This is a genomic window from Spirosoma daeguense (genome assembly GCF_054776875.1).
The window spans coordinates 1,039,618-1,053,042 of record NZ_BAAHBF010000002.1; the positions used below are offsets into that span (position 1 = coordinate 1,039,618).

Below are 13,425 nucleotides of genomic sequence, written 5' to 3' on the forward strand. Positions count from 1 at the left end.
AATTTCTATTTGACATGACACAATTACTCTCTCACTTTTTCCTATCCAGACGACTCACTGTTGCGGCAGTGACACTCTTTCACTCTTTCACTCTTTCGTTATTTATCTGTTCCTGCCAGTCTGATTTTCTGAACCTGACGCCACAGTCGCAGCCGAACGCGGAAAACTTTTATAAAACTGCCAACGATTTTAACAACGCCGTTAATGGCGCCTACGACGTATTGCAATCCAGCAACCAGTATGGAGGTGATTTCAATACGTTGCTCGAAGCCCGTAGCGACAATGTGCTCGACAACGACCCATCCTCAAACGCCGGACTACGTTATAACATCGACCGTTTCATTGAGCCAACCACTAACACCCTTCTACGGGATACGTGGGGCAGTCTGTATACGGGTGTTAATCGCACCAACCTTATTTTAGATAAGATTGAAACAGTCAATTTCGATGCAACTCTGAAATCCCGTTATAAAGGCGAAGCCCAATTTATAAGGGCGTTGTCGTATTTCAACTTAGTGCGACTGTGGGGCAAGGTGCCACTGGTGCTGAAAGCGGGAAACACAACTGAGTCTCGTTCATATATACGTAACGAAATAGCTGACATTTATGTCGCCATCGAAAAAGACCTGACCGACGCAGCCTCCAATCTACCCGCAAGCTATACCGGTGCCGATATAGGCCGTGCTACGTCAGGGGCAGCCAAAGCACTGTTGGGCAAGGTACTGGTAACTGAAAAGAAGTTTAGCCAGGCCATAACCCCGCTACGTGAGGTTATCAGTAGTAATACGTACCGGCTCCTGCCGAACGTAGCAGATGTATTTCTGGTAACCAACAAAAACAACGCCGAAATCGTATTTGCCGTTAAGTTTAAAAAAGGCGTGGGTGGTGCGCTTCCTGAAGGCCACGGATTATGGTACGGTACCAACATCGGCGACAATATTGAACCTTCCCTACGGGCAGCTTACCCAACTGGCGATAAGCGTCAACCTCTGACGGTTCAGGTGCCGGTACCGAGCAATGTGAACGTAGTGCCTCGCAAGTGGTACGAAGAAGTATCTGCCACCAACGACGTAGGTAACGATTTTCCAGTCATTCGTTATGCCGACGTACTATTACTATACGCCGAAGCCTTGGGAGAATCGGCCATCCAGTTCAGCGGTGAAGCGTTATCATCACTGAATCAGGTGCGCAATCGGGCAGGTGCTCCGCTCTACACAGAAGCGCAGGTGAACACGCAGGCTGCTTTTCGCAACGCGGTAATTGCCGAACGACGGTTGGAACTGGCTCTGGAAAATGACCGCTGGTTCGATCTGGTACGTACCGGTACGGCCATCGATGCGCTAAAACGGACAAACATCACGGTTCCAGCCAATCGGCTGCTTTACCCAATTCCTCAGGCAGAAATCGATACGTATAATAACCCAACGACATTTCCACAAAATCCGGGGTATTGATCCACAAACTGGTTGCAAAGATGGGTAATGAGCTTTGCAACCAGTTTAAAATCCTATCACATTTTGAAATGAGGTCCACTCGAAAAGCGTTCCACTCAACGATTGAGGATCTGACGTTCATAAGGGACGCTCGGTAATGGACCACTGCTCTGTGGCGGGCTTAATTACCACCCAGCCTTAATCGACTGCTAGTGCCGAATAGCAACCGTCCGTTGTTACTGTAAATTATCCGCTGCGCCTGCCCCTGGTAACTGGCCGGTAAGCTCACAGCATGATTGAGCGTTACCACATCAATTAGCAAGGGCACTCGCCCACACGACCATACGCCCGCATCATTCCAACTGCCTGCTTTTACACTGTACATGCTCTGGCAACTCCCTGTCGGATTTACTACGCTCAGCGATAGCAACGTAGAGACTGACCCACCTGTCGGATCGCTGGCCACCACCGTTACACTGTAGACCGTACTGGATGAAGCCCATACCGTACCAGCGATACTATTGGGAGGTAGAAAGCTTAGCCCCATCGGCAAACCGACTACCGACAAGCTTAGGTTATCTGGAGTTTCGGCATCGGAGAACGTATTGGCCGGGATGGTAAAGGTAAAGTACTGCCCCACCGTAGCAGACTGGGGAGGAATGGCATTGGCCAGCGTAGGCGCACAGTTTTGGTAAGCGACTGTAGTGCTGGTGCTACTCACACAGCCGCTGGCCGAAGTCACCAGGACTGAATAGGTACCGGGTGTATTCACCACCAGCGTGTTGGTGGGTCCGGTTGTACCCACTACGCCACTGCCACTGACAAAGGTGTAGGCCCCCCCCCCACCCGCCGTCAGGGTTACGCTGGTCTGAGCACAACTCAGTGTGCCGCTATGGCCTAGGCTAGCCACTGGCAAAGGATTCACCAGTAGAACCGTTTGGCTGGATGTACGCTGGCCATTAGCCGTCACGGTCAGAGTGTAGGTCTGGATGCCCGAACCAGTAGCCGTAAGCGACAGGCTAAAGACGCTGTTACTGGCCGTGCCTGTCAGGGGTGTTGTCAGGCCATTGCTGAGGGTATAGCTATAACTGCCGTTACTCGTACCTACCGTGGCCGTGAAGGTAGTTAGACTGCCTACGCAGACTGCACCAGGACTGGCCACCAGACCTACTATTGTATTCACCGTCAGAACGTAGGGGCCACTCGCTCCCGAACAACTGGTGGCATCGGTGGCTCTGGCTGTAAGCGTAAAGCTGCCCGCTTGGGTAGGGGTGCCCGACAGTACGCCCGTAGAGTTTAGACTCAGTCCTGGGGGCAAGTTGCCACTAGCTAAACTGTAGCTGAAAGGGGCGGCACCGGCTGAAGCGACGAAATTTTGACTGAAACTTACTCCCACTGTAGCCGTGTTCAAATCGGGAATGGATAGAAAAAGCCCCCCGGTGGTCTGGAACTCGTAGGCCCCCAAGTCAATGCGACTGCCAAACACACGCGCATTACCCGACAGATCACTGGTAGTAGTGTTTGCCGCATCGTCACCCGCATTCAGGGCGGAACTACACCCGTTGAGCCGCGCATCACTCCCACTCACAAAGGGCGAAACGGTCGCAGTGAGATTACCCGTTCCTGCATTGTAGCCCGTCACCGACGACTCAAACAAGCTGTAGCTGGTACTTATGATCGCCCCCGGTCCGTTGGTAAAGGTGCTGGCTCCGCCGTTGCCCCACACTATGCAGTTAGTCAGCACGGGGCGGCTATTGCCTTGATACCCTACGCTACCCATTGCCCCGCCCGAGTTGGTAGCTGAATTACTCAGAAAGGAACAGTTAGTCAGAATGGGGCTGCTGGTGCCGCCTACACTGCCGTCATTGTAGATGGCCCCGCCCAGATTGGCCGAGCTGTTGTTCACAAAGACGCAGTTGATCAGGGTGGGGCTGCTGGCGCCACTCGTATAGCCAGCATTGTAGATGGCTCCACCCAGATTGGCGGCATTATTATTCTGAAAGATACAGTTGCGAATCAGGGGGCTACAGGTACCACCTGACCCATTGCCCTTGTTGAGTATGGCTCCACCTGCGTCGTCAGGAGAAGAACTGCCGTTGGCGTTGCCGCCACTGATGACAAAACCGTCGAGCAAGGCCGAGTTGTTTAGCCCTGAGGGATTGCTGATAACGTGATAGCTGTTGTCGGTGGAGTTACCCGCCGTGCCGATATCGCCACTGAGAACGGTGGTAAAGCTGATGGGCTTCCGTTCGCTGAGGCTAGCGGGGTTACCCGTAGGCGCAAAACCTCCGTAGATAGCTACCCCGTTCTTCATCGAGAAGCTGAGCGCGCGGTTGGTGCCAACTGACAGGCCGGGCTTGTAAATACCCTGAGCTACCCAGACCTGCTGGGCGCCTGCTACGTTGATCTGGCTTTGCAGATCGCCACTGGCATTGGCCCAACTGTTGCCTGAACCTGTGCCGGCTCCTCCCGCCTTCACGTAACGAATCGGTTGGCTAGCCGGTGGATCGGCCTGGTATTCGTAGGCGCCCATGTCGACGATGCCACTATTGAAAAATCGAGGGTTACCAGCCAGATCAGTGGCGATTCCCGACAGGCCAGAGGCCGAGTTGAGCCCGGTGTTGATGGCTAAAGAAGTCTCTTTGAGTTGGGTGGATGAGTTCGAGACAAAGGGTGAGTCGAACGTAGTGAGGTTGTTGCCTTCGTCGGTGAAGTCCGTTAACGATGGTTCCACTAGACTGTATCGGAGTGTAATCGATCCTACATCGCGCTTCAGGGTAGTAGGCCCACCATTGCCAAACAATACAGAGTTGATCACCGACGTAGTGCCGTTTGTATTCATAACTCCACTCCCGGTAGTAGCTGAATTATTCTGAAACGAGCAGTTGGTCAACGTCACATTGCTGCTTTCGTTGCAAATGCCCCCCCCAGTAGTACCTGAATTGTTCTGAAACGAACAGTTGGTCAATGTCGAATTGCTTTTGTAATTGTATATACCTCCGCCATAACCTGCCGAGTTATTGAGGAAGATGCAATTGCGCAACGTGGGGCTATTTGCTTGCGTAGGGATTGAACCATCCGGATTTACTGCGACGTTGAGGATGCCACCGCCGTATAGCCCAAACGAAACACCAAAATTATTCGCGTTACCATCCCTAATAATAAATCCGTCGAGCACCGCTGTGCTAGTCAAGGCTATAACATTATGGATGACATGGTAGCTGTTGTCGGTGGAGTTGCCCGCCGTGCCGATGTCGCCACTGAGAACGGTGGTAAAGCTGCTAGGCTTCCGTTCGCTGAGGCTGGTGGGGCTACCGGTAGGCGCAAAACCTCCGTAGATGGCTACCCCGCTCTTCATCGCGAAGCTTATGGTGCGGCTGGCAGGCCCCGTTGTGGAGGTGGGCTTGTAGGTACCCTGGGCTACCCAGACCTGCTGGGCGCCTGCTACGTTGATCTGGCTTTGCAAATCGCCACTGGCATCGGTCCAACTACCCCCTGATCCAGATGCACCCGCCCGAACGTAGCGGATGGGCGAAGCGGGTACCACAGTCAGTACGTAGGCGGCACTCAATACCGAACAACCGGTAGCGTCAGTAGTCCGCACGGTAAGGGTAAAGCTGCCCGACTGGGTAGGTGTGCCGCTTAAGATACCCGTTGAGGCCAGACTTAGCCCTGCAGGCAAACTGCCGCTGACCAGACTGTAGCTATAGGGGCTGCTCCCCCCCGAGGCCACAAAAGACTGGCTAAACGTAGTACCTGCCGTAACCGTACCCGCGCTGGGGATGGTAAGCGTGATAGACGAAGGGGTCGCCTGGAACTCGTAAGCACCCATGTCGATGCGGCTGCCAAACACGCGAGCGTTACCTGTCACATCGGTAGTGGTAGTATTAGCTGCATTGTCGCCCGCATTAAGGGCCAAACTGCATCCGTTGAGCCGCGCATCACTGCCGCTTACAAAGGGCAGGATCGACGTAGTGAGATTACCCGTTCCGGCGTTATATCCCGTCACCGAGGGCTCAAAAAGACTATAGTTGACCGAAATCGAAGCTTCCTGGTTATTGAAAGTGCTGGCACCGCCGTTGTTCCATACCACACAGTTGATTAGTGTTTGTATACTGGTGCCCTGATCTCTGCCATCGTTGAAAAGAGCCCCGCCCGAGCGGGTTGCCGAATTGGCCACAAACGAGCAATTGACCAGAGTGAGGCTGCTGTTGCCGCTCGAATACCCGGCGTTGCAGATGGCTCCGCCATTGTTGGTGGCATTGTTACGCTGAAAAACGCAATTGACCAGCCTGGGGTTACTGGTACCGCTCGAATAGCCAGCATTGTAGATAGCCCCACCATCGGCGAACGCCCTGTTGTCCTGAAAAACGCAATTGATTAGGCTGGGGCTGCTGGCCCCGCTCGTATAGCCAGCATTGTAAATAGCCCCGCCATTGTTGATGGCACTGTTATTCTGAAAGATGCAGTTGCGAATCAGTGGGCTACAAGTGTTTCCTGATCCGCTGCCATTATTGAGCATGCCCCCGCCATTGTTGTCGGGAGAGTTGAAAGTGTTGGCGTTGCCGCCATTGATGACAAATCCATCCAGAATGGCCGAGTTATTGAGCCCTGCGGGGTTGCTGATGACGTGATAGCTGTTGTCGGCGGAGTTGTTGGACGTACCAATGTAGCCACTGAGAACGGTGGTAAAGCTAGCGGGGTTACGTTCGCTGAGGCTGGCAGGGTTACCTGTAGGGGCAAAACCTCCATAGATAGTTACCCCGTTCTTCATCGAGAAGCTGAGGGCACGGTTGGTGCTACCCGTTGGGCCGGGTTTATAGGTACCCTGAGCCACCCAGACCTGTTGAGCACCTATCAGGTCGATCTGGCTTTGCAGGTCACTACTGGCATTGGCCCAACTGTCGCCCAGTCCAGTACCAGACCCTCCCGCTTTCACGTAGCGAATGGGTGAATTAGGATCACTTATCTGCAGGATATAGGGCTGACTTAGGGCCGAACATCCGTAGGCGTCGGTGGCCCATACCGTGAGCGTGAAGCTGCCATTCTGGGTGGGTGTACCCGATAGTACGCCCGTTGTAGACAGATTCAGGCCCGTGGATGGGCTACCACTAGCCAGACTGTAGCTGTAAGGGCTGCTCCCCCCCGAAGCCACAAAGGATTGGCTAAAGGCTTGTCCCGACGTACCATTCGTGGTAGCCGGTTTGCCAACGGTGATAGTTGCGACACGGTTCTCGACCGTCGTAGTAGCCAGGGCGGTACATCCATTGGCATTCGTGACCAGCACTGAATAGTTTCCGGCCTGCGATACGGTGTGCTGGTTGCCTGTGCCCGTATAACTGAGCCCCGGTCCGGCGAAGGCGTACGTGAACGGTCCCCCGGTACTTCCTCCTCCGGCAGTCAGCGTCATACTGGTTGAGGTACAGCTCAGCGGCCCACTGCTGACGAGCGTAGCCGTGGGTGGAGCGACGGGAGTCAGATCGGTGGTAGCCGTGGTACGTAGTCCGTTGCTCTCCACGACGAGCGTAAAGGACTGTATACCTGTGCCTGTAGCCATTCGACTCTGACTGAAAGCAGCCGCAGTGCCCGAGCCGCTGAGAGGGGTTCCACTGCCGCCTGAAAGAGTGTAGCTGTAGCTATCGGTAATATTTCCCAGGCTGGCCGTAAAGGTAATCGGGCTAACCGGGCAGATAATGTTGGGACTAGTAGCCAGCCCGGTAATGGTAGGGGCGAGTAGAGACCGATTAAGTCGTACACGCACCGTACTATTACTGTAATTATTGTCCACGGCCAGCAGGTCCAGATCGTTATCTCCATCCACATCGCCAAAAGCTACGCTGAGGGGATTAGATCCTAGCGCGAGTTCAGCGTTGCTGACAGGGGGGGTGAAGTTGCCCAATCCGTTATTAAGCCGCATACTCACCGTATCGTAACCATTAGCGACCACCAGGTCCAGATCGCCATCCGCATCTACATCCCCCAAAGCCATAACGCCAGGGCTAGTCCCGGTTGTGAAGTCTGGGTTATTGGTCGGTGGCGTGAGCCCTCCCGATCCATTGTTAAGCCGCACACTTACCGTAGCACTGTTGTAATTAGCGACGATTACATCCAGATCGCTATCCCCATCTATATCGCCCAATACCAAATTCTGGGGAAGCATTCCCACTTCGGAGTCAGGGTTAGTAGCCGGGGCGGTGAAACTCCCTGAACCATTGTTGAGCCGAACGCTCACTCTGCTGCCCGTACTGACCATATTCGTGACCACCAGATCCAGATACCCATCCCCATTCATATCACCAAGTGCCACACCCAGGGGATAGCTCGATAGAGATATCTCAGCGTTGGTGGCAGGGGGCGTGAAGTTACCTGCCCCATTGTTAAGCCGCACACTTACCGTACTACCGTTAAAACTATTGGGGTCGAATTTCAAACTAGCGGTGACCAAGTCCAGATCGCCATCGCCATCTATATCCCCCAGTGCTACGCTGCTTGCATTAGACCCTGCAGACCCTATTGCAGGATCAGGGTTAGTAGCCGGGGACGTAAAACTGCCCGACCCATTATTGAGCCGTACACTCACCGTATTGTCAAAGAGATTGAGGGTGACCAGATCCAGATCGCCATCCCCATCCAGATCGCCCAACAGCACGGTGGCAGAACCGTTCCCCACGGCGGCAGCAGGGTTAGTGGGGTGAGGTGTGAAATAGCCCGACCCATTGTTAAGCCGTACACTCACCGAGTTATTGGACGAATTAAAATGGGCGGTGACCATATCTAAATCGCCATCCCCATCTATATCCCCCACGGCTACGCTGCGGGGGTCATTTCCCACGGTTGGGTCGGGAGTGGCCGCCGGTAGCGGAACATTAAAATTACCCCGGCCACTGCCGCCTACCCCCGTGGTAAACTGGAAGACCTGCCCCCGGCTGAGTCGATTTCCTGCCGTGCTCTGTATGGCCGTTGTGCTGGTGATACGTACCGTCTCCCCCGGCTTAAAGTTGGTGCCAGGATCGAAGCTGATCGTGCTGCCGCTCACGCTGGTGATTCCCCCTTGTCCATTTTGCTGGAGCCCGCCCCGCTGAGCACTGAACACCCGCAAGCCGGTCAGATTGGCTACGTTACTGGAAATAGGCTGGCTAAACGTAACGCCCACATTAGTTGTGGTGGGAGCGGATCGAGCGTTGCGGGCGGGGCTAAGTCCTGTAATGGTCATGTTCTGGCCGGGTGCCTGTGTAGCCAGGCTCAGCAAGGCACCTAGAAATAGGAGCAGGCTGACGGCTCGCTGTAGGAAACAAGTGAAAACAGGTAAAGAAAGCCTCATAGAACTGATGAGTTACTAGATGGTTAGTGAGAACGTAAGCATACAAAAAGGGCCAGTATTATAGTGGGAAGCAGTCCGCTGAACAGGAACAGGCCATGGAAAAACGTAATGGTTGTCACTAGATCAGTTAGAGTAGAACAGCTGGCTCTAGGCTACCGAAAGCCCTTGCAAGTTTAGCCCACGGCTGTTAGAATCATGTGCAGATTTCGCCCAAATAGGTGCACATTTTACTCAATCCAGTACATTTTTGTCACATCTTAACCAAAAAGTGAAAAAGAAGTAGTCGATTTGCTTCATTCGTTCAGTAAAACAAACTTGATATATCCAGGTTAATCTAGCGGTGAGTCTATGTTCTTTCTGTGTTAAACCTCACTGTCAGAACAGAAGAAAAGCTTTACATTTATAGCAATGATCCAGCACGGGGTATGATGGCAGCAATCGAATTGCCTACTGGGTGTACGTATTAAACTAAGGCACTAATTAGAGTTGACAGCCCATCCTCCGAGTCGGACAATAAGTAATCACCATTGGCAAACGATCAGCCTGATCCTTGCTTTCCTATTAGGCAGTTGCCCATGGGCTGGAGGTCAACACTTTGTGGCCTCCGTTCAGCGGTATGGCCCCGATAACGGCCTGGCACATCGCGAAGTGAACGCTATTCTCCAAGACCGCCGGGACTTTATGTGGTTCGGTACGAACCTGGGACTTAGTCGCTTCGACGGGGCAACGTTCACGACTTATACTCGGGAAAAAAATGGGCTCGACTTTGACGATATTCGTTCTATCGCGCAGGATGCCGATGGTTTACTATGGCTGATGGGCCCCGTAGGCAAGTCAAACATTACCCTGTTTGATCCGATAACGGGCGTGGCCACCTCCTTTGAGAAACGCTTTCACCGATCCCGACCTACACACTTTTTCGGGGTAAGGCAGTCTCTGATGAATGGTAAAGATGGAACCATCGTGTTTGTCGATTACCAGCCAGCCAAGTTGAATAGTTACCATTCCAAAATGGGGTTACGGACGGTATCGCTACCGCAGTACAAGCGAGTGACGTTGGAGGCTGTTACGGCTCGAAATACGGTCTGGATCGCTGCCGACGAAACCAAGCTGGTCGAATTAACGATGGACGGGCGCGTGTTGCACACGTATGATCACCCACAAGCTATCCTCTCCTGCCGGGGTCAATCGAATTCCAGTGCGGAACTCTTTTATCGACACACAAAGGGAAATGGCCCATCAAGCCCGATCCTAAAGCTATATAAAATTGACGGGGCAGGTCATCGCCAGGCCTTTTCCCCTACCCTGATCGAATCGGCGAAAATACTATATCCATTAGCCTACGCTTTTAATCAGCATGGCCTACTCTGGAATGGCTGTCAATTGCGAGACTCCACCGGCCGAGTCCTTCTCGATATCACCAGCCAGCTACCCAGCGGTCTGATTGAAGACCGAAGTTTTTTTTGTGATCGGAATGGGGGTATGTGGCTGGGAACCAGCTTTGGGCTCTACCAGATCCGGGTGGGCCGAAACTACTTTCAGCGCTTATTCTATGAACCTGGCGAGGAAAAAAAACCCGCCGTTCGGGGCATTACCGCGCTGGGGAAAACACTCTATACGAATCTGGAAAATGTAGGTTTGTTCAGCAGTACGTTTTCGGGTGGGTCGGCCCGTCAGTTGCTGGCGGACCAGGGGGTTTTCAACAGTATGAGCAATCCACTGGGCGGAAAGCTGTATTTAGCCCAGATTACTACGTTGGTGTCCTACGACTGTAAGACCACAAAAACCACCGTGATGCCGACCCCTGGTCCAGGAGCGATGATCTGGAGCATTCATCCTTATTTGACAAAACCCCATCGGCTGCTGGCCGGTGGCGATCCAGGTCTGTGGCTGGTCGACCCGGTCGCTAACCGAGTAATTCCCTTCCAAAGTTATAACCAGTTTTCCGAATTAGCCCAGGCTCACATCCTGCACGTCGGCACCGACCGGCAAGGCACGATCTGGCTCTGCTCCACAACGGGGCTGTACACCGTCGACCCCGAAAAGGGTGTTACAGGCCGCTACTGGCAGAATGGCCGGGGATCATTCAGGCTACCAGCCGACAGCTACCAGCATTTTTACCAGGACTCGCAGGGGTTATTCTGGTTGGCAACGGCCAATAGCGGGTTGGTACGCTGGGATCGCGCCCGAAATAGCTACCGCCAGTTTCGGCGTGCCGACGGGCTGAATAACGATAACATTTACGCGGTGTATGCCGACCATCGGGGTCACCTCTGGCTCAGCAGCGATAACGGCATCATGCAGTTTGATCCGGTCCGGCTCACCACCCAGACCTATACGATGCCCGATGGCATTACCAACAACGAGTTCAATCGCATCGCCCATTACCAGGATACGCAGGGACGGCTTTATTTTGGCGGGCTGAACGGGATAACAGCTTTCGACCCGCGTGATTTCGACGCCGAGCCGCCCCTACCCGACCTGCCCCTGCGCGTGGTCTCCTTTCACCAGTTCGACACCGACCGTAACAAACTGGTCGACAAGACTGCGGAACTGCTCAAGACTAATCAGATCACCCTGCAACCCGGCGACCGAAGCAGTATCCTCGACTTCGCGCTACTCAACTACACCGATGCCCAGAAAAATACGTACGCCTACCAGTTTAGTGGACTGAACGATACCTGGCACTACCAGACCGAATCCCACCTGAGGCTGGGCAACCTGCCCTACGGCGACTATCAATTGCTAATCAGGGGAAAGGCCGCCGACGGGCGAATGTCGGCGGTCCCGCTTTCCATCGACATACACGTGTTGCGACCGTTTTACCTGCGGGGATGGTTTGCTATTCCACTCTTTTTGTTGCTGCTGGGTGGGGTATGGGCATGGGGCCGATGGCGTGACCGGCAACACCAGAAGGCACAAATCCGGTTACAAACCCAGATTGACGAGGCCACCCAGGTTATCGCCCGGCAAGCTCAGGATCTGCAACAGCTAGATGAAATCAAATCACGTTTTTTTGCCAACATCTCCCATGAGTTCCGCACGCCCCTGACGGTAATTTTAGGCCTGGCCGATACCCTATCCCAGTTGGCAGACCCTCAGCTACGACAGTCGGCTGCTCTAATCGAACGCAGCGGCCGCAACTTGCTGCGACTGGTCAATCAGATTCTGGACCTCTCCCGACTGGAGGCCGGCCAGATGCCGCTCAAACTCGTACGGGGCGACTTGAATCGCTTCATTCGGTACGTGGTTGAATCGTTCCACTCGATAGCCCGGACGAAGGAAATACAGTTGATCATACACGTTGACGAAGACGTTCGTGAGGCCGATTTCAATCCGGATAAGCTACAGGACATTGTGGTCAACCTACTAGGCAATGCCCTTAAATTTACCCCGGCTGGGGGGCAGGTGACGTGTTTGGTGGCCATTCAGCCCCGCTGGCAATCGTTTGCCCTGGCAGGCTACCACGAAGTACTAACGCCAACCGGCCATCTGAACGATCTGTGGATTCAGATCACTGTCAGCGATACCGGTCCCGGCATTAATCCCGCCAGCCTGACCCGGATTTTTGACCGCTTTTATCAGGTCCAGTCTGATACGGCCGAATCTGCCAGTGGGGGCACTGGTATTGGCCTCTCGCTGGTGAGGGAGTTGGTTAGCCTGATGCGGGGCGGTCTGGCCGTTCGTAACCGACTGGGTCCGGAGGAATCCAGTCTGAATCCGGGTGCTGAATTTGTCGTTTGTCTGCCCCTGACCCGGCAGGCTCCCTTGGCCGACGATGTACTGCCCGCGCCTGTCTGGTCTGACCCAGTCTGGAGGGGCCCAGACTGGGTCGAAGCCCTTGATCACCCCGTGCTGCTGCTGGTAGAAGATAATGACGATGTGGCAATCTACATTCAGACTTGCCTGCGGGAGGAGTATCAAATTATACGGGCCGAAAACGGGCAGATCGGTATTAACCAGGCCCTAGCCACCACACCGGACCTGATTCTGAGCGATGTGATGATGCCCGTCAAAGACGGCTTCGATCTCTGCGACACTCTAAAGAACGACGAACGCACGAGTCACATTCCGATTGTCCTGCTCACAGCCCGGGCGGCTTTAGACGATCGGCTTACCGGCTTACGGCGGGGGGGCGATGCGTATCTGGTCAAGCCGTTCCAGCGGGAAGAACTGCTCCTCGTGCTGGGCAATCTACTACAGGCCCAACGGCGACTACAGCGCTATTATAGCCAACGGGCGCTGGGTAATCTACAGTCCGGTTCGGCTCCCGCCAACGGAAGCGACGCGATGGAAGATCAGTTCATCATCAAACTGCGCACGACCCTGGAACGTCATTTGAGCAATGTGGCCCTTGATACGGCCATGATATGTAAATTGATGGGCATGAGCCGCAACTCGTTGTACCGCAAGGTAATGGCCCTGACGGGCATGTCGGTCATTCCGTATCTAAGGGTGCTTCGTCTGCAAAAAGCCGAAGAGTTACTTCTCAATTCATCCTTGAGCGTTGCCGATGTTGCTTATGCGGTGGGCTTTGACAATCCCCGGTACTTCAGTCGGGTTTTTTCGGAAGAGAAAGGGGTTTCTCCCAGTAGTTTTCGGGAGACTTAGTAGCCGATCTACCTTTCCCATTCGTTGGAAACGTTCTGCAATATTCCTGACTACACCCTT

Annotated in this window: 3 protein-coding genes; 2 read left to right on the forward strand and 1 reads right to left on the reverse strand. The window is 53.9% G+C overall.

Annotation, left to right across the window (positions count from 1 at the left end; translation table 11 throughout):
• Positions 1-14: 14 nt before the first annotated feature.
• Positions 15-1,454 (forward strand): RagB/SusD family nutrient uptake outer membrane protein, encoded by a 1,440-nt coding sequence (locus tag ACYVD4_RS09220; RefSeq protein ID WP_460944679.1) that lies wholly within the window; start codon positions 15-17, stop codon positions 1,452-1,454.
• A 160-nt stretch (positions 1,455-1,614) separates the two neighbouring features.
• Here ACYVD4_RS09220 and ACYVD4_RS09225 read toward each other — a convergent pair whose 3' ends face one another.
• Entirely contained in the window at positions 1,615-8,754 is a 7,140-nt protein-coding gene (locus ACYVD4_RS09225) for an FG-GAP-like repeat-containing protein (RefSeq protein ID WP_460944681.1), read from the reverse strand.
• A 597-nt stretch (positions 8,755-9,351) separates the two neighbouring features.
• On the opposite strand from ACYVD4_RS09225, the gene ACYVD4_RS09230 reads away from it, so the two are divergent.
• Positions 9,352-13,365 carry a two-component regulator propeller domain-containing protein gene (locus tag ACYVD4_RS09230; protein ID WP_460944683.1) on the forward strand — a complete coding sequence of 1,338 codons (4,014 nt, stop codon included), beginning with the start codon at positions 9,352-9,354 and terminating at the stop codon, positions 13,363-13,365.
• Positions 13,366-13,425: the final 60 nt, after the last annotated feature.